Below are 24,705 nucleotides of genomic sequence, written 5' to 3' on the forward strand. Positions count from 1 at the left end.
TTAAAGTATTCAATTTTATGGGAAACGTTTAAACTTATGATTCAAAATTGCAAACGCTTTTTCTGATTAACGTTTGGTACGATTACTATTATTTACCTCATTTTCCGACCCGCTAGCATCACGTACTTTTGAAATACTGTTAACTTTCAAATTCTCTGTGCCTTTAAATTTCACCACCTCTGCTGATGTTTTATTATCTAATGTAATATTGGTTGCATGCATCTTTGCTTTTTCATCGAAATTACCGTAACCTTCCCATACTGATAATTTAATAGCCATTTCGCTAGGAATATTTTGTGGAGAGTCCGTTTTGATAACCACTTGATGTCCTGTACCGTTAATTTTTGCAAGCAGGTTATTAGCCATCCCATTTCTACTATCCAGAATATTCATCTCTACTTGAGCATTTTTTGCATTAGTGTAAGGAATACAAAAAGCTTCACCGTATTTAGCATCTGCGCTACAGTTGATAACCACATCTTCGTTACCTATGTTGTAACCCGTTGTTACACAATCCCGCACCACGCAGTCGATAATCTTATCACCTCCTGTAGCTAAGCCTGTACATATACCTCTACGCATTTGAGTAACTGTGCAGCTTTTTACAGTGGTGTTTTTAGTTTTGTGGCCATTGTAGTCTGGGTACATTCGAATACCATCTTCGCTAAGCGATATCACTTCGCCTGGTAAAATTTTCCCATCGGCGGCAACAATAGTTCCTTCGATATAATTTCCTTTAGCCGCGTAGAACTTTTTATTAAAACCGTATCCTGATGTTTCTGCAAGCATTGCATCGGTAGTACGAAGCAATCCATCTACCTGGCAATCTTCAATTAAAGTATTTTCAGAGCCTTGCAAGAAAATAGCATGCCCCATTGCCCTCATGTGTACTTTACATCCCAATAGTTTGACATCTTTTGCAGGATAACCTACGCGAATTCCATTCATTTTACGAACATCATTACCACCTAAGCCGTATAAATAGCCATAACCCCACGGGCTTGAGCCAGTGGTTCTTACTTCAACGTCTTTAAGAGTTATTTCTTGACCTACAATATTAAAAATTTTGTTTTTACTCTGCCTACCTGCTGTGTCACCATAAGTCTCTATGTACAGACCTTCTAGAGTAGTTTGCTTCCCAGATATTTCTATGGCGCAATACATCCCATTTCCATCGTTACTTTTAATTAAATCGTCACGACTGAATAACTTTGTGTCTACCATAAACCGAACACCTCTCAAATCATAATAGGAATTATTAGCTGTAATCACTATAAATCTTGTGTGTGTAGCGGCATCAATTTGATAATTCCCTGCTTTCAATCTTACATTAACATTATCCTGATCCAAGTATTTCTTGAATTCGGTTAGCGTATTTACCTCGATATTTTTTTTCTGATTTTCTTTACTTAGTACACCGCAGGAACAAAGCAAGAATACAATAGAAAGTAGTGTAAGCGTATATTTATTCATCTCTTTATTTAATTTTAAGTTTTAAGTTCATACAAGTTGATTTGACTTATTTGAGTTGGCATCTTTTTAAATTTTTCAATTTATCTTCATACCAAAAATACTTAATAGCATAACATTTCGATATAAACTATGATTCAAATCCTATCAATTTAAACCTTTATAAAATGATGATGGAGAAAAAGACCTGATAGGCCTTCTTCTCCACTTTTTGATGGTAACAAAATTTATTTTATAAATTTACTGTTAATGCTTTACCATTAAATATAGCTTTTTGATTTGTGTTATTACCAATTAACTCTATCACAAGATCCATCGGTTTTTGAGCAAAATCAATGTAATTTCCCTTTCCATTTTTCACTTTTATCGTTTTATCTTGATCTGAGTAAGAAAATGCAATTTCAGAATAAGATCCTTTTTCGTATTCGTAGGATTCATTATCATCCAAATACAGCGTAAATTGAGCATCTTTACCTGGATACACTTTTATTTGCAATGGTTCTGTTGATTTTTGAGTAGCATACTGCACTTTTGGTCCTATCGGTAAAATAGTTCCGGCCTTTATAAATAGTGGCGTTTCATCCAATTCAGCCTTAACAGAGCTATTTTTTCCGCCTTCAATTTTTTCATTCGTCCAGTAGTTGTACCAGTCTCCTTCTGGGAAATACATTTCTTTTTCGCGTTTTTGGTATTCTGTTACAAAACCGACCATAATCGATTCTCCAAAAAATAACTGATCTTTGATTCCCCAAGTCTTTTTGTCATTTGGATAGTGATATGCTAACGGACTCATCAATTGGCGGCTGTTGTTGGTAATTTGCCATGCTTGCGAGTAGATATAAGGCATTAACTGGTATCTTAAATCGATAAATTTGCGCGCTGTACTTTCAAAAGCAGGATTGTATCTCCAAATTTCTGTTTCAGAAACATACCCATGAATACGGAAAATTGGGCTAAATGTTCCAAATTGAAACCAACGTGTCAATAACTCAATATATTCTGGATTGGTATATTGACTATCAAACTCTGGATTAATTGATTTTGAATCCCTAAAGAAACCACCAATATCGTGTGTCCAATAAGGTATACCTGCCATGGTAAAGTTAAGTCCCGCGGCAATTTGTTCTGAAAATTGTCGCCATGAAGCTTCAACATCACCAGACCAAGAAGCCACACCGTAACGCTGTTGACCAGAATATGCCGAACGCGTCAAATTGAATACCCGCTCATCAGGGTAATCTGCCCTCCTTCCTTCATATAACGCTCTAGTAACTTCAAGTGAATACGGGTTTTGAACTTCCTCATAAGGACCTACAGCAGTATTAATGTCTATTTTACTAACACCTTCTGGTTCGGTTCCGTCTAACCAAATGGACTTTACACCCAGTTTGAACATTGAATCATTTATCATTTGGTAAAAGCGCTCGCTTACTCCTTTATCATAAATGTCAATATTGTTACTGCCTTCTATTTTGGTAAGGTTGTATTTTTTTTCTAATTTTTCATTTTTAACCTCCGGCCAAACCGATACCATTAAATTTAGATTTAAATCTTTTAATTCTTCTACCATCGCCTTGCTATTCGGATATGTTATTTTATCCCACTCTGGCCCTTTGGTACCTTCTGGCCAATAAAACCAATCTTGCACGATGTTATCAAAGGGAATTTGACGTTTTCTCATCTCACGAGCATTTTCTAATAACTCATCTTGATTATGATAACGTTCACGACATTGCCAGAAACCGTAAGCACTTTTAGCAAACATTGGTGCCTTACCCGTTAATTTTTGGTAGTTTGCAATCACCGATGCTGGATCGTTTCCTGCTATTAAGTAATAGTCGATTGAGCTTCCCTTTGTACTACTAAAAACAGTTTTATTATAATCAGGCTCATTATAAAATAATTGACCAGGAATTTTCGCTCCCGTATTATGAAACACAATTTTATATTTTTTACCTGCTTCTAAAAATTTCTTACCGCTGTACCTTCTAGGCATCCAGATCGTCGAGTAATCAATAATTGCATCGCCGTCAATACTCACTTTAATTGCACCACGCATACGTCCATTATTATCGCTTAATGCTAAAAATGAATATTTGCCTGTCTTTGTTGGTATGAAGAATGTTTCACGAATATTTTTATCTAAATTCTCTTTCGAAATATAAGCAGCCACATTTTCTTTTTCACCTTTAGCAACCTGTTCTTCACTACTGCCTAAACTATTGCGTTTGCCTACGGTAGTAAATATTATCTCGTTTTGTGGTTCGTTAAAATCAGTTAAGCTGTAATTGTGCCAATAAATTCCATAGCCTTTTGTAGATACCAAAAAGGGTATGGCGATTTCCTGATTGTACTGTTGCAACCGCATCGGTACATTTTTCCAATTCATGATTCCACTTTGATATTGTCCCAGTCCATATAAACCTTCATCTCCTGCAGAAAATGATTGCGATACAGCATTTCCTTTGGTGCTACTAGAATTTATGTAGGTCCTGTCATTCGTTTCTGATACCAATTTTTTGCTGTCCTTATTCTCATAATTTATATTTCCTTCCTTATCTACCACTACCGTTACATTTGCTGTACTGATTCGTATTTGGTCTTTACTTTCTTTTAGTTTCCATTTTACATTTTGTGGTTTTAAAATAGTTACGTAGTCTGGAATAGATGATGGTTTAGTATTAGCTACTGCTTTTGTAATGTGGATAATATCCGGATTTATTATTTCAATTTGAATAGTTTGATTATCTTTTAAAATAGTAATACCGTTATCGTTTTTTTGAATCTTGTATTTGTATTTTGACTGCCCTGTAGCAGTTAAAATAACAAATAGTAAGAAGCTTATACTGGAAATTGATTTGGTTACTTTCATATTTTGATTGTAATAAAATGGATATGCGTTAAGAATAAATCTATGTCACTTAATTTTTTTTAAGGGCATTTTGGTACATTATTTCTGTCTGCTTTCTCAACTTTTTCAAAATTTTCTGGTTATTTGTATTAGTAACTAAATTATTTTGCTCCAAAGGATCAGCATCCACATCGTATAACTCTTCTATTCTTGGTGTATGCTCATAGTAAACAATATATTTCCAACGATCAGTTCGAATACCGCGACTACGGTAAGACTTATTAGCTATAATTAATTCCTTATTGATTTCGTCTACGTTCTCTTTATATCTAGCACCATACATATCGGCAAGAAATAAGTCTTCCATAAAAACTGCATCACGCCATTTAGATTGGTCTTGAGTTTGATTCAGTACCTTAGTGATATCAAGCCCCTGCATACTTGCTGGTATTTTTAAACCTGCCAAGGAAACAATAGTTGAGGCCATATCTACAGAGGAAATGAGAGCATCCTCGCGTCTCTGTCTCTTATCTGCAGGAACACGACCATCATACACGATAAGCGGTGCCTTTACCGATTCTTCATAGAGAATGCATTTATCAAATAATCCGTGAGATCCTTGAAAACGTCCATTATCACTAGTATAAATTATGATCGTATTTTCTAATAATCCTTTATCCTTTAACTTTTTTATCAATAATCCAACCTGGTCATCTACACTGTAACCTTGGGTCGCAAATCGGCGTACAAGATTTTGATATAAATCGGGTGTGGAGGAACGTTCTGCATGCAGTTTCACCCCACGTGCATTTTCTTTTAATACTTTAGGTAATTCTTCATTAGCTCCTTCTCTCCAATTGTTTGGTACAGAAAACTCTTTGTCTTTGAATTGATCAAAATGTGGCATATACATATCCTTATTGTTATCATGCTTTACAGCATAAAAGCTCACGGATAAGCAAAAGGGTTGGTCCTTAGGTTGGCTGTTTATAAAATGTAACATGGCTTCTCCTGTTCTTTGAGTTCTTCCGGAGTTTTCTCTTCCCTCTTGATAAATTTCATGTAATGCTATATCGTCTTTTGGCCAAATAACAAAGTCCTTTCTATCGTAAGTTTCACTACCTGCAAAGAAATCAAATACTGGTTTCATATTCTCTTCGTAATAATGTTCTTTTGGACTACTAGGTCGCGTAGACTGAGGCGTTACTGTAAAGCCTACCTTACCGATAAAGCCCGTACGATAACCTGCATTTTTGAGAATTGCAGGATAACTTTTAGCGAAATCAGCTCGAGATAAAGTATAATCTTCAGGAGCTACAAAACCAACTTTATGATTTGAAAGATAGCGTCCCGTTAACATCGTTACGCGACTAGGCATGCATATAGCAACTGCGTAGTAAGCTTTATCAAATACAACTCCTTGAGCTGCTAGTTCATCAATATTGGGTGTATTAAATTCGGGCCGACCGTAGCATCCCATATTATCCCAACGCTGATCATCTGTCATTAAAAAAATGATATTTGGCTTTACATTCGAAATAGCTGCTTCTTTGCTATTAGGTTGACTATTAACAGATAAAAATGTCAGTATAAATAAGCTTAAATAATTATATTTCATGGTCTTCCTATTTATAAATTATTATCAATTTTATATCCTCTAATAGTCCGATTTTTATAGAGAAATGATTTTTAACCATTAACATTTCAAGAAATAGCTCACTCCTATTACTTTAAAAGACGGTCAATAAGATAGTCCGTTGCTGTTTCATGCCTAACATTTGGAGCACCTGGATATACTAGCTCGCAGGAAACACCAATTTGATTACAACGTTCCTGCAATTTAACTCCAAAAACTGCTGAATGTGTAGGGTCTTTTTCATTTTTCCCTAACTGTGGAACGATAGGATAAAATAGATAAGTATCGGGATCGTCATTTGTCAAAAGTGCATAAGGAGAGTATTCATTAATCACTGGCAACAGTGAATCGCGGGCGGCCAAGAACTGATCAAAACTATCTAACCCAAATGCATGAGCACCATATTTGCTATTTGGAATCCATTCTTTCATTTGCTTTGGATCGAGGGTCGACTGTACACGTACAGCTGCTACACAACTCAGTCTACTAGATTCCCTAGCTACTTTATCCAAACTATTAGGATCTGCAATATCATCATGGTACGCTAACCAAAGACTAGTGCATGCTCCCGCAGAACCACCAGTAGCAGCTATCCTAGTTTTATCAATATTCCATTCACTTGACATGCTACGTACAAATTGTACAGCACGCGCCCCATCGCTCATGGGCCCTTTTACATAAGGATCCAAATCCTTGGAATTCTTTATGAATCGATAACTTATAGCAGCCACAGATATACCAGCGTCTAATAATGCACGAACATTAACAAAATCGCCAAGCTGCTCTTTACTACCGCCATTCCAGCCTCCACCATGTATAAAAATAACTACGGGTGTTGGTTTGTTTGATGGTGCTCTCCAAAAGTCAAGCACATTTCTACTATGAGCTCCATAACTTACATGTTGTAATGTGGGTGCGGGAACCAGAGAATCATAGACTACTTTTTTATTATCTGAAGTTTCTTTTTTAGGCTCATTAACATTCTGCTGCGTTTGCACTTGGGCAGTACAACTAATAAAACCAAACAAACTTGTAATAGTTATAATTTTCAACATTTGTTTTTTCATATTATGAATGAATTAGTATTTAGTAAACATAAAATGAACTATTTAATGCCAAGTAATTTTTGCTTTTCTTGTTTCGGTATTTAACCACACACTTGCGTGTTCAAACTCTCGGGTAAATTCCCATCCCTTTTGCGATACTCTTGTATAAGCACTTTTTGGACTTCCTAAGGGTTTATTTAACTCAGGATAATCTATGAGGTTACCGTCAGGTAAATTCCAACCCCAATTGTATTGAAAATAGGAATAAGGTTGGGCACCGATGAGGTAACATGATAGAAAATATTCAATTTGATCTTTTGATCTTTTTTCCATTCCTTGGGTGTTCGTTTCTCCTATTGTAATATCCGTTTTACCCTTGCCTTTTGCTCCAAATCGAAATACTGATATTTTGCCTGCTGCCGCAACGCGAAGCATATCATCCCATTCCTTAAGCAAATTTTCTTTGCTAAGAGTTTCTGCATTTGCATGTTCAAACATGAAAGCATCACAAAAAGGAAAAACAGCAGGATTATCGGCAGCATTATTACCAATTAGTATTTTGTGGGGTCCTAACTTCTCTTTTAATTGTGACATCATTTCAGCTTTAGCCTTCAGAATTTCAGGATCTTTATCAGGAAAATATCCAGATTGACCGCTTGCATTCATTCGATCAATAAACACACCATCTGCACCAGAAATTTGTACTCCTTCGAGAACTTTTTGAACCCACCATTTCCGGAAATCAGCATTTAAATAATCAAAATAATATGTAAATGCTGGACCATTGGTTTTCTCCATCAGTTTACCAGTCTTGGGATTGTTGACCAAAAATTTGGTGGTAGGACTTTTTTTTGCAACACCTTCTGGAGTAAGGTCTTTATTAAAACGCGTAAAGGGCCATGCTACAAACGAATTAAAATAAAATAATACCTTGATGCTAGGCTTTACTTTATGAAATGCCGCTACCTCCTGCTTTGTACCAAGCACGGCGTCACCTAGAGCGTTGTATGCATGCGATTTCTCAATACTAATAAAATCGGTTTTTTTTGCAATAAATTGTACTTCATTAGGAGTTAATACTCGGTCAATATCTCCAAAATGATAATACATTGGTGTAGTAACCCAGCTAAATTTCGGGAAAAATGCTTTCGATTCAACAACAGCTCCTTCGCTTGTGAATAGTGCTTGTGATTGCTGACCAATTGCACTTATATTTACCGAAATGAAGCATACTGCTACAAATGTTTTTAAAGTTCTTTTTTGTATCATTTTAAAATTGAAATAAATTAATTGTGATCCTTTTTTTTATTTGAATGAAAGCTTTATACATCTTATTTTAATTAAAAGCACTGATGCGTGTTAGCTTTAAATAAAACGTCCCAATTTCCTTACCCTCATTGTCGATAAACCATGAACTTAAGGCTGTCTTTCCTTTGGTGAAATTTCCTTTGAAAACTACCGATTTAGCATCCGATTCTACAACTTTTTCTTCCTTCCAAGCACCAATTTTCACTATCGCTTTATTAAAGTTCATTGCTCTACCTTCTGACACTGCATCAATGTAGGTGGTTGCTTTTCTACCGGCAACTCCTTCATTAATCTTCAACCCTGATTCAAACGGCCAACGGCTTAGTTCGATTTCATAAACGCCATCGCGATCAAAATTAATTGTAAACTCTCCACCTATCGGGTTTAGTGTAGCTTCTCTAATGTAGTCCTGATTCCAAGGAATTTTTGAATCATGAACATGCTCATCGTGGCAAGTAAACTCTACGGGATTTTGTTTATCTGAACCTACAATGATTTCTGGAAATTGATTGAATTCAGTAGACACAGAACTCCACCATTCTTCATAATAACCACGCATTTTAGTCACAACTTCAGGCATTTGTGTCGCTAAATCTTTTTCTTGACCGGGATCTGTCAGAATATCATACAACTCTGTACCATTAACCAATCTCATTTTGTCTGACATTACAGCACTCTTGCGCCATTTTATGGGTTCTTGTACACGTTGCGAATCGGTAATTAAATAATCTCTTTTAAAAACTGCATCCTTATTCGAAAGTAAAGACGAAATATCACTACCGTCTAACTCTAATGGTGGCATTTCTAACTTACAAATCGTAGCCAAAGAGGGTAAAATGTCCAAATGCGCTAGCATGGCATCGACATCTCTTCCTCCAGAAATTTTACCCGCAGGATAGGAAATAAAAAATGGAACTCTATGACCTCCTTCATACTCACTATTCTTGATACCCTTCATGTTCGCATTGTAACCATACATTTTACCATCGGTTTCTTTGTATCCACTCGCTGTTCCATTATCTGTCATGAAGATAACAATGGTATTATCATCTATTTTTAATTGTTTCAATTTCTCTTGTAGGCGTTTGAAATTGTCGTCTACATTGGTAATCATTGCATAAAACTTTTTCATTTCCTCTGGAATCGCTTCATTTTTATACTTATTGTAGTATTCTGCAGGCACGTTAAATGGTAGATGAGGTGCATTGGCGGCGATATAACAAAAAAATGGCTTGTCCTTATTTTGCTCGATATAATTCATTGCTTCACCAAACCAAACATCTGTGCAATAACCATTTACTTTTTTTGGCACTCCATTTTCCAAATAAGTATCATCAAAATAATCATTGTTCCAGTAATCAGGAGTTTGCCCTACACCACCACCACCGTGAGACAATACATATTTAAAACCTTTGTCTTGTGGGCGCGAAGGATAACTATCACCCAGATGCCATTTACCAAACATTCCCGTCTCGTAACCATTGTTTTGAAAAACATTTGCCATCGTTACTTCTTTTTCACGCAGTATCGATACACCACCGATAGTATGCCAGACTCCAACTCTATTGGCATATCTCCCGGTCATTAAACCTGAACGAGATGGTGCACAAGTAGGCCCTACATGAAAATCGGTCAATCGCACCGATTTTTTGTAGAACTTATCAATATTCGGAGTTTGAACAATCGGATTGCCCGTACAGCCCAAATCTCCATAACCTTGATCGTCAGTTATGACGATAATTACGTTTGGTTTTTTTGCAGTTTGCGCAGTTACCACATGCACACCTAGTACAAATGGAGTAAACAACAATATTTTAGTGATACTATTAAATTTCATTTCTATTGTATTGAATTGTATTTTTAAAGGGGACTTAAATAAACCGTTACTTCCAAGTTATTTTTGCTTTTCTTGCATCTGTATCCAGCCACACACTAGCATGTTCAAACTCGCGCGTAAATACCCATGATTTTGCAGATTCACGTACAAAAGCTCCTTTTGGCTGTCCTAGTGGTCTTTGCAATTCAGGATAATCTACAAGATTACCATCAGGTAGATTCCATCCCCAGTTCCACTGAAAGTAAGAGTATGGCTGCGCTCCTATGAGGTAGCAAGCATGGTAAAACTCTAATTGATCTTTAGATTTTTTTTCTATTCCGTCTGTATCTGTTGCTCCAATAGTGATGTCCGTTTTACCTTTTCCTTTTGCTCCAAAACGATAAATAGACATTTTTCCTGCCTTGGCTATACGTTCCATGTCCTGCCAATCTTTGAGTAAACTTTCTTTACTCATCACATCATCATTATAATGTTCGAACATAAATCCGTCACAAGAAGGAAAAACTTCCTTGGTATTGGCGGCATTATTACCAATTAATATTTTATTTGAACCCATTTTCTTTTTTAGTTCGGCCATCATTTCCCCTTTGGCTTTCGCAATTTCTGCTAGCTTATCTTTTGGATAATCAGCATTTTCATCTACATTCATACGGTCAATGAAAATTCCGTGGGCACCTGAAACTTTTACTCCTTCGACAGCTGACTGTACCCACCATTTTCGAAATTCAGGATTTAAGGCGTCAAAATAATATGAAAAAGTAGGCTTGGTTTTTTCTAAAAGTTTACCCGTTTTTGGATCACGTGCTAAAAATTTTGTCCATTCTGGGTTTTTAGCAATGCCTTCAGGAGTCAACTCATGATTCGATTTAGCAAAAGGCCACGCCACGTATGAATTATAATAAAACAAGACTTTCGCTTCTGGTTTAACTTTGTGAAAAGCTTCCACTTCCTGTTTTGTTCCTAATACAACATCTCCAAGCTGATTAAAAGCATGTGACTTCTCGATGCAAATAAAATCGGTTCTATCGGCAATAAACTGAACTTCATTTGCTTCTAGAACGCGATCAATATCGCCAAAATGATAATACATTGGCGTGCTTTCCCAACTAAATTTTGGAAAATATTCTTTCGATTCAAAAGTAGATCCATCACTAACTTTCAACAATCCCTTTGTCTGGCTGCATGCCGATAAACTTAGCGTAACTAAACCAGCAAAGAACAGTGTTTTAGTAATTTTTCGTTTTGTCATTTTTAGATTGAAATTGGATTTTTTTTCTACTTTTTCAATTTGGATCATCATTTTTTATTTTTAATTTTTAGAAGTCATACTAGATTACATCACAAGTTTGAAACGACTTGAAATGGATAGTATAAAAATATCGTATCAAGGCGAATATTGATGTAAATTATGATTCATATGGTATGAATTATGTACCAAAAGCTTGCAGCGAAACCTAGCCCTGTGCAATTGACTGCACTCCTAGAGAATGATTTCAGTTTTAAGTTAATTGATATTACTATAAAGAAATGGTAGCAACCGCTTATTTAAGAAATTTCTTCATCGGAATAATTTTATCAAACTCTTTAATTTTTATATCTCTATAATAAATCTCAGCGGTTTCAGATTGGAAACCAATTATTCCTTCACCCACCGAAAGATTGGTCGCCATATTGACAACTATCCCATTCAGTTTGTGAATCGTATATTCATTTCCCATGACAATTATTTCACAACTGTTCCATTGATTGTTTAGCGCATTATACTTGGTATTTAGATATCCTAATAATTCATTTTTTTTCTGCTCCATTTTTAGACCGCCATCTTTGGGTGCTAAAAATGTTTTCCCATCCTGTGAATACCAATCTAGAGTAACACCTGCACCCCAGAAATCTCCTGTATGATTGCGATTGGTAACATGATTGTATCTTATTTGATACTCAATGCCTTTTGGCCAGATAGCATCATCATATACATGGTAATAACATCCAGCATCATATTGCCACCTTTCAAAATTATTGGCTATCTTCTTTCCCCATTTGTACTCAAATTTTAAGATGTACTTACTGTATTTCTTATTTGTGTAAAAAAGACCGTGCGTATCATTTTTCCCTGTGTTGAGTTCTAAACTATCTTTTGCATTTTTAAAGACATGAATCATTCCGTCTTCGATAGCATAAATATTTTTTGCCATCTCATCGTCATTGTTTCTTAACTTCAGATGCCAACCTTCAAAATCTTCACCATTAAAAATCTTAACGAATCCATCTTTATCTTTTTGATTAGATTGTGCCACAGAACTTATTGACATTAAAGCAAATAGAATTAAAAAATTCTTAAAAAAATATGTAGTTGCGGTATTCATAATTTCTATTTTTAGTGGTTAATTGGTTAGTTATCTCAATCTAATTTTATAAAAAAACAGACACATTAATTCAATAGTAAAACGCTATTGGTTTATGTATAAGTAGCGTATTCTGGAAGCGTAGCCTTTACTACGATCATCTTTATCATCTGATATTTTCAGTTCTATTTGATGCTTTTTATTCGACAATCCGCTAGCCAAAGTACAATACCATGGTAGGTGTAATGCTCCGCTCCAGGATGTATAAAGATTGAATTTCTGCCATTCTCCTTTATCAACACGATATTCGATCATACCAGCATCAGGTCCTGCGGCCACTACAATTCCAAAAGCATTACCATTAAATGCATATTTAATTGTGCTTCCCGGACTATTGCTTATCAACATAGGTACATCTACATAATTAGGGCGAGTACCTTTACCATCTTTAGGATTCCAGTTTGAGTCTATTGCCCATCCTTTGCTCAATTTTATTTTAGAAATATCGACCAGAAATCCTTTATCATAATTTGCACTATCCAAGGGGTCTGGTAAAGATCGATCTACAATTTTATCATCATTATCTATAGGTGCTGAATAAACCTCATCTAAAAATTGTATCATCGTATGAGCATAAACTCCTTGTCCGAAAGGTGATGGATGCAGATTTTTGAAATCGTCTTTCCAAGTAAATTCTTTATGTTCAATTCTATCACTAACTTCTTCTGCAAGATTAATAGTCGGAATCGAATAGTACTCTGCCACCTTATCGTGGTTCTGAATTACTTCTGGCACTATTCCATTTTGATAATCTTCTATTTTACTAGGGTCAACAAAATGCATCATGACAATATCAACTGAAGGATTTGATTTTCGAACATGCCTAACAATTCCTTCCATAGCTCTCATTCTTTCGATTGGTTTAATGCTATTGGCAGCATCATTTACAGCAGCTTCTTCAAACAGTAAATCAATTTTTCCTTTTGATAAAACGTCTCTCTCTAATCTAAAAGCCGCTGGAGTACTCCCCATAGATGGAATCCCCGCTGCTATAAATTCAAATTCTGTTTCAGGAAATTTAATTTTTAAGTATTTATAGATACTATCTCTCCACCCCCCATTGTGTGTAATTGATCCTCCAAGGAAGGCAACACGACCTTTTTTATTTTTTTTGAATTGTATGAGGCTGTTTTGTAAACCACTTCGCATTTTGTAATACGCTGCTGAATTCAACGGACTGTTTTTGGTGCTGTTTTTGACTATAAAATCGACCACCATTTGGGGATCGTCAATATCGTAGTGATGTCCTTTTGATTTTTGAATTCCAGATTTACAAGGCGATACAGTTGCTGTACCCCCCAAACGGATATAATTATTAACAAGTTGCAAAGAATTTTCTTCTGGAGGAACAACTTGATCTTTAAGGCTTATAGTATTTAATAATGGTACACCAGCTTTTACTAGTGCATCTAGGTTATCAATCGGATTGTTTTTGTAGGCAATAGCCTCTTTATCAGTCTTAAAACCATATTCTGACTTTAGCACTTCCCACTCTTTTTTACTTCCGGCACTTGCAGTAAAACCTGCTGGCCAGCTTTTAAAGTCGCAAACGACAGCGTCTCCATAAATACAAGCTACTTTCTCGGAATTCTCTTTTGCCCAATTGTAAATAAATAGTCCACCTCTACTATGTCCGTGCAGAGCAACTTTATCTTGCAATTTATAAGTTGACCTCAGATAACTGTAAAATTTATTCCAAACAGCAACGGCTTTTGGGCTCCCAAATTGATTGTTTGTATCTACATAAGCCACGTGAAAACCTTTTTCCAGAAGCATACTATCAATTTCGGCATGGTAATCAGGGAAACGCGCACGCCATACCCAAGGGTTACCTGCAAGCGCTTTCTTTGGGAGGGTAATTTGTGCATCTCGACCTTCAAATTTAAAACTGATGCACTCAAAACTTTTCCATACTGATTTTATCTCACCATTGGCTTGACCATATGCTGTAGATAAATGTAACATCACAGAAAAAATAAAAAAAAATGCGGTTCTCTTGTTCATCTACTTATTTCTTTTTAGTACAATTAATTACTGTTATTAAAATTGGATTGCTAATCAAACCTAAAAATTAATATGCATTGTTAGCTATAAATTCGACCAATAACAACTGCACAAAGATTATTAGCAGACCACTTATTTGTCCTAGCTGCTGTTGCCTACTATTTCTTAACGAGCACCACTTTCTGTCCTGCAACTGTAGGAATGTCATACAGATAAGTAGGCTTTAAATCTAATGTCTCCAAATTAGATTTTTGATTTACTAATGCTTTTTTGATTATAGGTGTTTGATAAAATTCATTACTATTGACTCCTGTAGCAAGTTTGATATTCTTTTTATTTTCGAAAACTAGTTCAGTATACGATCGAATGCGACAAATACCACCGATAGTAGACTTTAGCACCACTTTTTCTACAGCACCGTCAGCCCAAAGCAATTCACTAAGTTCGAATCCACCTCTGGCTCTTAAACCTGTTACATTTCCGTCTTTCCATACATCCGGAAGCGCAGGAATTAGTTGAATTGCACCATCATAACTTTGTATCAACATCTCGGTAAGGCCTGAAGTGAAGCCAAAATTACCATCGATTTGAAATGGTGGATGTGCATCTAGCATATTGGCATAAGTACCCCCACCATTCGGAGAGTCAGGACGACCGACTAATTTAATTTGATCACCCATTAATTTGTAGGCATGATTTCCATCTAATAATCGAGCCCAGAGATTTATTTTCCAATTCATCGACCATCCTGTTGACGGATCGCCTCTTTGAATTAAAGTATTTTTAGCAGCTTGAAATAATTGTGGATTTTTATAAGGTGAAATCTGATTAGACGGATACAAGCCATATAAATGCGATACATGTCGGTGCGTGTCTTTTGGGTCATCCCAGTCCTGCATCCATTCTTGCAGCTGGCCGTATTGCCCTATTTGCATAGGAGGTAATTTTGAAAGCGTTAGTTCCATTTTCTGAATCAAATCAGGATCCACTCTCAATAATTTAGCAGCACTAATAGTTTTGGTTAAAATGTCATATACCAGCTGATTATCCATTGTTGTACCCGACTCAATATTGACCAGTTTTGGACGTCCTTGCGGTGCATGCTCCGGTGACAATGAAGGAGATATAATCAACCACTTGCTCTTTGGATCTTCAGTTAAAGTACTCAAACAAAACTCAGAAGCACCCTTCATTGCTGGGTAAACTTCCTTCAAATACTTTAAGTCCCCATTAAACATAAATTTTTCCCACAAATGCTGACTCAGCCACGTACCTCCTGTTGGCCACATTCCCCATGTTGCACCGTCAACTGGACCCGTAATTCGCCATATGTCGGTATTGTGATGAGTGACCCAACCTTTGGCTCCATACATTACTGCCGCAGTTTCTTTACCCGTCATCGATAAATCTTGTACCATTTGAATCAAGGGATCATGCATCTCAGATAAATTGGTAACCTCAGCTGGCCAGTAATTCATTTGCGTATTAATATTTACGGTATAAGCGCTCTTCCATGGAGGTGTCAGTTCGTTACACCACAATCCTTGCAGGTTGGCAGGTTGGCCGCCAGGTTGAGAAGCGGAAATAAGCAAATATCTTCCAAACTGGAAGTAAAGTGCCGCTAGTGCGGGATCATTTGTCGTACTAAAATCTTTAATTCTACTATCTGTAGTTTTGTTTGGAGTTGCGAGCTTACCTAATTTTAATGAGACACGTTTAAAATATTTTTGGTACAGATTAGTATGATCTTCCAGTAATTGCTTATAACTCTTCTTTTCTGCCTGTGCGATGTAGTTTGCCGCTTTTTGGTGTGGGTCGCCACTGATATCCTTATAGTTTATAAAATTGGTTGCTATCGAAATGTACATCGTTACACTATTTGCATTTGCGACGATTAGCTTTTTATCATTTGTTTTGATCGTACCACCATCTTGAACAATTTTCAATCTTGACTCAAATTCTACCTTTCCTGGTATTGGACTTCCGTTCTTTATGCGATTACTGATATTATCGCTTCCAAAACCGGTCATTTTTAAAACATTATTATTTTCGAAAGTAATGACAACCTTTGCCGGAGCTGGACGATCCATTGCAGCCGAAAAACTTATTTTCCCGTCTTTACTAGCCGATAACTTCATTACAATGACCTGATCTGAAAAAGAAGTAAAAATTTCTCGTTTGTAATTTACTCCGTCAACTGTATAGCTCGTTGTATTTACTGCTTTTTCAATATCTAATTCGCGGTAATAATTAGAAACATTTTTGTGACCATTAAAGTTCAATCTCAAGTTTCCAACCGTTTCGTAAGGCATTCCGTGAGAAGTTTTTGAAATAAATGCATTCTCAGCCAAACGATGCGCCTCACTATATTTTTGATCAAAAAGTAGTTTTCTGATTTCTGATAGTGCTTCTTTCCCATCTGGATTATCATTACGATGTGGACTTCCAGCCCAAAGCGTATTCTCGTTGAGCTGAATATTTTCTTGTTCGGGTATACCAAAAACCATTGCTCCCAAACGACCATTCCCTATAGGAAGTGCTTCATTCCAATCGGCAGCAGCAGCGTTATACCACAATTTTAAATCCTTGTTTTCCTGAGCCATACTGCTTAGCGCAATAAAAAGCAGCAAAGTCACCATTGTTGTTTGTAATTTCTTTTTCATTTTTCTTTGTTAGTTCAATAGAAGTTTTTGTTCCTTATTACTTTATCTACAAAATCACTTAAAGTATCTTTAATAGGTATAATGATCTTATACGTCTCCTTTATAATGGGTGAAATATTATTTCTTACTTTTTGTTTGCATCTGTACTATTTTTTTTGCAATCTCATAATATGATTTTGTATTTCTAATGTTATTTTTTTCTATTTGAATCCTTGCTTAATTTTTTCAATTCCAACACCAAACATTTTTTTCGAAATAATATCTAAATCTGCTTCTGAACCATAAAAATGCATCGTCTTTTGAATGTGAGTCATCGTTTCCCCTGGTTTTAGTGCTGCCGCAGGTGAAGAGGTTTCTAATTCGTAAAATGGTCCCAATGGTGCCTCACCAGGTGCAGGTGAACCATCATTATAGGAGTTAATCACATCACCACTATAAGGTTCTTTTTGGAATTCCCACATCGAATTAACAAATCCATTAGGCGCTGCTTGCACATTATATGTTACGACTGTCAAAACTTTTCCATCAGCATCATAGCTTCCTGAAACTCCTTTAGAACGTAATGCATTCACCCCTATTTTCCCTCTTCTGGTACCATCCCCTTTGAAAAACAGAATATCGTCTTCGACTTTTATGTATTCAGTTGGTACTTTTCCAAAATAGGCATCATTAACCTTCTGTCCTAGTTGTGAGTCCTCTCCTGATTTGAATGGAATAACAACGGTCGTATTAGGAGATGGACTTAACATTCCAAGCAACCAAATGGAAGGCAAACCTGTTTCTGATTTCCATGCATTTTGTCCATTATTTGTTAATTTATTATCACTTTCAAAAGCAACAAATTGTACTGATTTTGGAATGGATAAATTCAATACTTGTGATACCTCTTTGTCATTGAGTAATCTTACGGTTCTGTTAATACCCATTTTAAAAACGGTACCACTATAATTCATCAATTCGCAATCACGATGAAAAACAGCTTTATCAGTAGTTTTTTCAACCACTTTAAAAGCTTCAGTGTCAATTACAGCAGGTGTTTTCCAATCTGAAAATTCAAATTTATCACCAGGTTTAAAATACAAACTGTATTGACCGCCTTCTGGCCCTAACCAAAAACGTTCTTCTCCGCCAAAAATATAAATATGTTCTTCTAACTTACCTTTTGTAGCCTCAGAAGGCAAAATTCCTTTTTCGATCACGGGTCTATTTATCCATCCAAAACTTGGACCTGAAGCGTCGTCAAAAGTACTGGTCATCACACGTCCTTGATAATCGGGCGCCAATGCGATAGCCGACTTACCGTTTTTTAATACGATAATATCCGTGTGTTGTTTTAGAAATGATAAATCAGAAGCAAATTGTCCTGTCTCTTCTTTTGAACACCCTACCACTAACAGCATAATAAAAAGGTTTAGAGAATATAAGAATAGTTTCCTTCTATCCATTTTGTTTAGTTTTTAAGTTAAAATTTATAAATGTATTTTTATTTTACTTTTTCTCTATGTTTGGAAATCCTTCTGGTAAGGGAGGTAGATTTAATACGCCTTTCGGATCTGGAGTTCGATTTGATTTTGTATTTGCATCTCCATACCAATAAATACCTACTCCATACCCCATATCACATTTGGTGCCGCTCCACACTTCCATATCCAATATTAATGAGCTTTCAAAGGGCATAACATCCAAAGCACGATTTCGGGTTTCAGTAGAATAGCCCGATGTATTCTTTTCGTTAGTCGTCTTCGGATTCAATTTACTGTAAACAAAAGAACGAGGTTGTGCATGAAAAGGATGTTCATAGAATTCAGTACTTCTTCCTCCCCAAGAATAAGCATAGTAATCTTCTGTTCCAGTTCCAAATATTGATGGAAAATCTTCGCCGTCAATCCAAATTTTTTCGTCACCTTCACCCCACCATCTCGCTACAGGATTCATAATAGTTAAGGCATCGCCAACGTAAACTCCGCGTCCTTTCAAGCTAACATAATTCCAGTCAGAAAACGGGCGCGTTGGCACAGGATATTGTCCTCTCCATGCTGCATTAAAATACATTGTTTGAGCATCCCACTTATAATTCCCAATGACAGCCTCTAACTGTACATTCACCGATTCTTTTCCTAAGTTTAACACTGTGATTTTACCTGATTTTTTATAAGGCATCACCCAGCGGCAGGACATGGTACCATCTGTTTCAACTGTTTGATACCATCCTTGAACTGGATTTAACCCAATACCGGTTCCAAAAAAATCACCGATAGGTGTCCAAACCGTTTGTTGACCATCAAATTCCATTTTTAAAACTACAGAACGGGTAACTGCTGGGTCTTTGTAATCTCCTATTTTAAGCACTAATGACCGCACTGCTCCCTCACCATTTGGTAAATGGATTGATGCTTCCTTATTGGTTTTTAATGTTTCTTTTAACGCTATTTTTTTTCCTTCCTTAGTGTTTTCAGGATTAGAAAGTTCTTTTCCAATTTTTTCGATAAGCGGTTTTGCATTATTAAAATCTTTCATTGTAAAAGTTTTTACAATAGCTTCCTTATTGTATTTTCTATAGGTATACTGAAAAAAGTAAGGTTGCTTCAAAGCTGTTATTTTACAGCTTTTGGCATATGGAATTGGAAAAAAAGAAACTCCTGAACGCAGGGATTGATGTGCAAATGGATAAGGAAACACACCTGTACCGTCAAATAGACTTACCATGTTTCCCTCTAATACTGGATTAGGATTGCCGTCTAAATAAACGCGCATGATTATATCACTACCAGGTTCTAATTGATTAAGCCATGGAGACCAAACACGTACGATGGCACCTGGACCCGTATCTTCCATCATTACCCATTCTTTTTCGCCATGATTTTCTTCTATTCGAATATAATTAAGATCCAGTTCCCCTTTGTTAAAATCATGATTTGTAAACCAACCCACTGTATCTGCAGGCGTTTTTGATGCTCTATTGTAGCTGCTAGCTTGTTTTAATCGGAAATTATTATCCGGAAAACGACTAATGGCATCTCTATCTACCATTTCATTTAATAGCGATTCTATCGAGACTTTATTTTGTGCAGATAGTAAAGACGTTATACTGAACGCAATAAGGTATATTAATTTTTTTATATTCATAATTAGTAATTTTTAATAACCTAATTTATCGGTGTGTATTTGATTGTAATTGTTCCTTCTTTGACAGCATTTATAAAGTTAACGCCAATTCGATAGGCCGTGCCTCCTTCTCTTAATGCTTTTACAGGAACTTGCTCATCGGTAATTTTTAACGATCCGCCTTTACTGGTCACTTCCGCTTTTAGTTTCTGGTTTTTTGTAATAAGAATCACAGTATGATTATCGACAATTTCATACTTTGAATATGTCATAATTGCAGTACCAAAAGACACTGGTTTTGAGGCTGTAAAATGATCTTCGACTGTGATAGTCCCTGAACCCGATTTATCATTGGTCATTATTCTCTCTAAAGATTGTAAGACTGGAATTTCGTACGCAGGTTTAATGTCCATGGTTACTTTATCTATTTTTTCTTCAAAGTCGGTTGCGGTAATGATCCCTTTAAACTGGATTCCGTTTGATTGTAATGTGTTATTAATCAATGGAACCGGATGTCCCCAAGAACTACGAGCTTTGTTGTCTGGCGAAAATGATCCTGCTGTATAAGAAGGTGCACCAATGTCTCCTGACATAATATCATTTCCTAGAACTAATGTGTAAGTACCAACATCACTGTGGTTGTGGTTCTCGGCATTATGACCTGCTTTTATCGCTATTGAAAATGGTGTTTTTTGCTTTCCACGGGAAATGACCATACCTAAATCATCAAAATAAGCGTGGTCTGGTAAAATGTTTTTGGTTTTATTTTTGTTTGGTGTAAATACCTCTGGTTGTTGCCACGCAATCAATTGTTCTGCAGCTTCTTCCATTCTTATTTCTGACGGCATTATTGCATCGTAATGTTTTGCTGATAAAACATCGGCAAAATTGCTACCACTTTTTGAAATTGTTGATACACCATCAGCAAAAGGAGCGCATCTTGTATTTTGAATTTCAAATCTTTCAGGAAAATTACCTATATTTTTCAATTTATCTGCGTTGTCTGCTTCGAATAAATTAATTTTGCCCTCTGTATAATCAGATAAAATTTGAGCTAAGTACAAATAATGGCCGAAACCATATCCCCAATATCCAAGACCTTCCGTACAATAACCATCGGCACCAAAGCCACTTAAATAATATTTCATACTATTCAAAGCAGATCCAATTGTTGCAATACGCTCTTCTCTCTTAGTGGAATTAATAATAGTTGTCAAAACTGCACCACTGGAACAAACGGAATTCCAATTACTTGTGCTTTTCAGCCACAGATTGTTTTCGTCAGGCTCTTTACTACTTTTTAAATAATTATCTGTTATACGCCATTGTAATTGCGCTGAGATTTTTTTCTTTATGTCAGGACTTAATTTTTGGTCCAAAAGTACATTGGCCAACGCTAAAACACCACCAAATTTTCGAGCACCCAAATCAATTGAAACTCTCTTCCCTTCAAGCACACCATTATTTTTGTCATCATGGTTCGGATGCAACCAGGATTTCATAGCCATAATTGCCTGTAGATAGTTGTTAATTTGAGGTATGAATCGTCCTTTATTTTCGATACATTCTGCCAAAACAAAATGTTCCAAATTTTCCATTGATCGGTAATAGCGTGGTTTATAAATTCCGCGATTTCCTTCTAAATTTGCTTTTCTATAAATTTCATCAGTAATTGGAACTTCTGGTTTTTTATCGATCAATGCGATTGATTCATCCAGATATTCCTTACCCGTTTTAGTCGCTGCAATTGTATTCCAATACACGCGATCATTACTATTGGGTGCCGGTTGAAAAGTTTGCTCGGGAATCGCTTTATTTAACATTTCGATTTGTCTTGCCGACGGGTAAATTGTTTCGGCATCGGCTTCTTTTAAATAAGCACCCATATCAAATGACTTATTATTTTGGCCAATGGCCACAAAAAAAATTAGTAAAAAACTAATACATAAAATACGGCGGCTCTTGTTTTTTAACATCTTTGGAAGTTCTTTGATATATACCGCAATATATTTTATTAAAGTATCTTCATATATAAATTATTGTTCAGTGTATATAAATTATAGCCGAATTATATAAATCCATTGATGACCAGTAGCTAAACTGTTGAAGAATAAATCACAGGTGTAAAAAGGCTTACTATTAAATTACAGTTCTTCACAATTTTTACAGGAATTATAACTATTTCAAACCTCCCGTAATTTCCTCTAATTTGGAAAAGAAACCTATCTTTCGAGGAGAGCTAATTTCCCAATTTACGGGTATGGATTGGAATCCATTTTCAAAGTTTTCGCCTTTCATACGAAAATCAAAATACCCCCAAGAAGCAAAAGATTTTACTGCATTCACAAAATTATTAGAAGGGTCTTCAAAATTAAAATGATCGTCCTCGTTAAACAGAATGGGCTTTGGTTTATAACCTTTTACATTTTTGGTTTTAGCAACCATATCCGTAATGCCGTCTGGATTATGAACGCCATTTCCGTGTAGCAATATAAAATCAGCAGCGGTAACCACGTTCTCATTTGGAATTTTGCCACCGCTAAAACTTGTACCCACGAGATAGCGGTACCCATTTTGTTTATTTGACTTTACTCTTTCTATCAATTCATGTACACGCTCAGGCTTAAGAATAGCATTGGTGTACTTGATGTCGCACTCATTATTAATTTCGATTAAAACATTTTTATATTTTTTTTGAAAAAGCCAGTTGATGGTATTATCCACGCCATTAATTACCGCTGTTTCATTTTCTAATTGATATTCCTGTCCAAAATAGTATATTCCTATAATGGCAGCCATACCCAAATCATTGGCCTTAGTCATTATTTTTTCTAAACGCTTCATGTATTCAGGACGCAATGCTCCCTTGTTGTCTATGGCCGAATTGATCCAACCTTTGTTCCCATAACCTAAGGGGCTACCTCCCTGAAGATTGATGGTAAAGGCCAGTAAACCTTTTTTATGCCAAGATTCCATGGCAGCAATAAATTCATTTGTATTGCGATCAGCATCCCATTGTTGCGTATCCTCATATTTCCATTTTACAGCAGTTTGAGGATTAAGGTCATCAAAAATTCCTTGAACCATTCTTGAATTCATCAATAAACCCTCAATTGAGAATCCGTTCCAGCTGCGGTCTTTATAGGTAGGAATACCATTAATCAAGAATTTTTCGCCCTGAATACTAACAGTTGTTGCTTTTTCCTTTTTATTTTGCGCGTTCAAAGACTGCGGAAGGATGGTTGTAAATGCAAAAAAGAGGACCGATAAATAAAAGTAGGGTTTCATATAGAAATGGTTTGATTAGTAATGAAGTGTTTATTTCTGTAGTGAGCTGCTAAAGCGCTCAATGGATTTTAATTCGGGATTACCTCCTCGTTGTCCACAACCAGAAGCGATGTATAATTTCTTTTTGTACCAAATAAGTTGCGTTCCGTGGCGTCCTTGAATTAGAGAGGGCAATGTGCTCCACGTTCCCGTTTTTGTATCCAAAACTTCTACTTCATTGTGTGCGTTTAGCTGATCTACATTTTCTCCACCTGTAAAAAGAATTTTATCGCCAATGCAAATTGAGGTACAACCAGCTCGTTGAGTAGGAACAGGTTTTTCTAATGTGCTCCACTTTCCTGTTTTAAAATCATAAACATCAACCTCTGGAATTGTCAGCTCAAAAACTTTCTTTATTTTTCCAGATGACACTCTTCCTCCGAGTACGTATAATTTATCCTTACAAATTACTGACGTTGCATGATCCCTAGGTCGTGGAGCATCTTGCAGCACTTCCCATTTACCTGTTTTGAAATCATAAACATCTAACCAATTCACATGACCATCCCAATGTCCGTCTATAATCCCACCCGAAATATAGAGTTTGTTTTTAAAAATATTTGCTGTGGTAGAGGCTCTTAGTCTGTTCTCCGGCATCGAAAAACCTTTCTCCCAACTGTCTTTCACGGGATCGTAAATATAGGCTTCTCCTACTGGTGTTTCATGTGGGTATGGCCCCGTATGAGCACCTATAATATAAATTTTTCTTTTATATGAAAATCCTTGAAAATGATGCAATTCTATTGGTGGCTTGGCTCCAGATGTCCAAGTATTTGTTGCAGGATTAAATATGGAAACTTCTTGAATTCGGCGACCACCCATGAGATAAAATTTACCACCCACTTCAATAAATGCTGCTTCGTGTCGTGCTACAGGCTCCCCTGTGCAATTCATAGTTTCCCATTTATAACTATCCAAGGATTGTGAAGTTGCCTGTTGGCAAAACAAAGTGAACAATAATAAGCCTATTATTTTAGAAAATGATATCATATTATTTTTCAAAAATTACTTTTTAATTTGACTTGTGCATAAATGTAAAATAGTGCCTAAAAAAAT

15 protein-coding genes are annotated in these 24,705 nt (G+C 36.1%); all 15 read right to left on the minus strand.

The features are described from left to right. Positions 1 to 66: 66 nt before the first annotated feature. The gene (locus LXH21_RS10200) at positions 67 to 1,473 is read right to left on the minus strand and encodes a hypothetical protein (RefSeq protein ID WP_239865433.1); all 1,407 of its coding nucleotides are present in this window, start codon (positions 1,471 to 1,473) and stop codon (positions 67 to 69) included. 229 nt (positions 1,474 to 1,702) lie between these two features. Continuing rightward, the gene (locus LXH21_RS10205) at positions 1,703 to 4,342 is read right to left on the minus strand and encodes a TIM-barrel domain-containing protein (RefSeq protein WP_239865434.1); all 2,640 of its coding nucleotides are present in this window, start codon (positions 4,340 to 4,342) and stop codon (positions 1,703 to 1,705) included. 49 nt (positions 4,343 to 4,391) lie between these two features. Continuing rightward, a complete protein-coding gene (locus tag LXH21_RS10210; protein WP_239865435.1) occupies positions 4,392 to 5,939 on the minus strand; it encodes a sulfatase-like hydrolase/transferase in 1,548 nt (515 codons plus the stop codon). A 107-nt stretch (positions 5,940 to 6,046) separates the two neighbouring features. Then, positions 6,047 to 7,024 carry an alpha/beta hydrolase gene (locus tag LXH21_RS10215; RefSeq protein WP_239865436.1) on the minus strand — a complete coding sequence of 326 codons (978 nt, stop codon included), beginning with the start codon at positions 7,022 to 7,024 and terminating at the stop codon, positions 6,047 to 6,049. 42 nt (positions 7,025 to 7,066) lie between these two features. Then, a complete protein-coding gene (locus LXH21_RS10220; RefSeq protein WP_239865437.1) occupies positions 7,067 to 8,272 on the minus strand; it encodes a putative glycoside hydrolase in 1,206 nt (401 codons plus the stop codon). A gap of 67 nt (positions 8,273 to 8,339) precedes the next feature. Beyond that, positions 8,340 to 10,148 carry an arylsulfatase gene (locus LXH21_RS10225; RefSeq protein ID WP_239865438.1) on the minus strand — a complete coding sequence of 603 codons (1,809 nt, stop codon included), beginning with the start codon at positions 10,146 to 10,148 and terminating at the stop codon, positions 8,340 to 8,342. A gap of 46 nt (positions 10,149 to 10,194) precedes the next feature. After that, positions 10,195 to 11,448, minus strand: a complete 1,254-nt coding sequence (locus LXH21_RS10230) for a putative glycoside hydrolase (protein WP_239865439.1) — start codon at positions 11,446 to 11,448, stop codon at positions 10,195 to 10,197. A 241-nt stretch (positions 11,449 to 11,689) separates the two neighbouring features. Further along, entirely contained in the window at positions 11,690 to 12,511 is an 822-nt protein-coding gene (locus tag LXH21_RS10235) for a 3-keto-disaccharide hydrolase (RefSeq protein WP_239865440.1), read from the minus strand. Positions 12,512 to 12,595: 84 nt separating this feature from the next. Beyond that, positions 12,596 to 14,554 (minus strand): SGNH/GDSL hydrolase family protein, encoded by a 1,959-nt coding sequence (locus tag LXH21_RS10240; RefSeq protein ID WP_239865441.1) that lies wholly within the window; start codon positions 14,552 to 14,554, stop codon positions 12,596 to 12,598. 158 nt (positions 14,555 to 14,712) lie between these two features. Next, complete coding sequence (locus LXH21_RS10245) at positions 14,713 to 17,217, minus strand: glycoside hydrolase family 95 protein (RefSeq protein WP_239865442.1); 2,505 nt, start codon at positions 17,215 to 17,217, stop codon at positions 14,713 to 14,715. Positions 17,218 to 17,417: 200 nt separating this feature from the next. Beyond that, positions 17,418 to 18,662, minus strand: coding sequence for a DUF6786 family protein (locus LXH21_RS10250; RefSeq protein ID WP_239865446.1), 1,245 nt, complete (start codon positions 18,660 to 18,662; stop codon positions 17,418 to 17,420). Positions 18,663 to 18,705: 43 nt separating this feature from the next. Further along, on the minus strand, positions 18,706 to 20,343 hold the full coding sequence (locus LXH21_RS10255) for a glycoside hydrolase family 172 protein (protein ID WP_239865448.1): 1,638 nt from the start codon (positions 20,341 to 20,343) through the stop codon (positions 18,706 to 18,708). Between the two features lie 20 nt (positions 20,344 to 20,363). Continuing rightward, a complete protein-coding gene (locus tag LXH21_RS10260) occupies positions 20,364 to 22,298 on the minus strand; it encodes a heparinase II/III family protein (RefSeq protein ID WP_239865458.1) in 1,935 nt (644 codons plus the stop codon). Positions 22,299 to 22,500: 202 nt separating this feature from the next. After that, a complete protein-coding gene (locus LXH21_RS10265; RefSeq protein ID WP_239865460.1) occupies positions 22,501 to 23,610 on the minus strand; it encodes a hypothetical protein in 1,110 nt (369 codons plus the stop codon). A 30-nt stretch (positions 23,611 to 23,640) separates the two neighbouring features. Then, positions 23,641 to 24,651, minus strand: coding sequence for a Kelch repeat-containing protein (locus LXH21_RS10270; RefSeq protein WP_239865462.1), 1,011 nt, complete (start codon positions 24,649 to 24,651; stop codon positions 23,641 to 23,643). Between the last annotated feature and the right edge of the window lie 54 nt (positions 24,652 to 24,705).

This window comes from Flavobacterium algicola, assembly GCF_022399565.1.
In the GTDB taxonomy this organism is placed as follows: Bacteria; Bacteroidota; Bacteroidia; order Flavobacteriales; family Flavobacteriaceae; genus Flavobacterium; species Flavobacterium algicola.

Coding starts and splice junctions, on each gene's coding strand:
- LXH21_RS10225 (WP_239865438.1), bottom strand. CDS start 10,148: ATGAAATTTAATAGTATCACTAAAATATTGTTGTTTACTCCATTTGTA.
- LXH21_RS10220 (WP_239865437.1), bottom strand. CDS start 8,272: ATGATACAAAAAAGAACTTTAAAAACATTTGTAGCAGTATGCTTCATT.
- LXH21_RS10235 (WP_239865440.1), bottom strand. CDS start 12,511: ATGAATACCGCAACTACATATTTTTTTAAGAATTTTTTAATTCTATTT.
- LXH21_RS10210 (WP_239865435.1), bottom strand. CDS start 5,939: ATGAAATATAATTATTTAAGCTTATTTATACTGACATTTTTATCTGTT.
- LXH21_RS10200 (WP_239865433.1), bottom strand. CDS start 1,473: ATGAATAAATATACGCTTACACTACTTTCTATTGTATTCTTGCTTTGT.
- LXH21_RS10260 (WP_239865458.1), bottom strand. CDS start 22,298: ATGTTAAAAAACAAGAGCCGCCGTATTTTATGTATTAGTTTTTTACTA.
- LXH21_RS10230 (WP_239865439.1), bottom strand. CDS start 11,448: ATGATGATCCAAATTGAAAAAGTAGAAAAAAAATCCAATTTCAATCTA.
- LXH21_RS10255 (WP_239865448.1), bottom strand. CDS start 20,343: ATGAATATAAAAAAATTAATATACCTTATTGCGTTCAGTATAACGTCT.
- LXH21_RS10265 (WP_239865460.1), bottom strand. CDS start 23,610: ATGAAACCCTACTTTTATTTATCGGTCCTCTTTTTTGCATTTACAACC.
- LXH21_RS10240 (WP_239865441.1), bottom strand. CDS start 14,554: ATGAACAAGAGAACCGCATTTTTTTTTATTTTTTCTGTGATGTTACAT.
- LXH21_RS10205 (WP_239865434.1), bottom strand. CDS start 4,342: ATGAAAGTAACCAAATCAATTTCCAGTATAAGCTTCTTACTATTTGTT.
- LXH21_RS10215 (WP_239865436.1), bottom strand. CDS start 7,024: ATGAAAAAACAAATGTTGAAAATTATAACTATTACAAGTTTGTTTGGT.
- LXH21_RS10250 (WP_239865446.1), bottom strand. CDS start 18,662: ATGGATAGAAGGAAACTATTCTTATATTCTCTAAACCTTTTTATTATG.
- LXH21_RS10245 (WP_239865442.1), bottom strand. CDS start 17,217: ATGAAAAAGAAATTACAAACAACAATGGTGACTTTGCTGCTTTTTATT.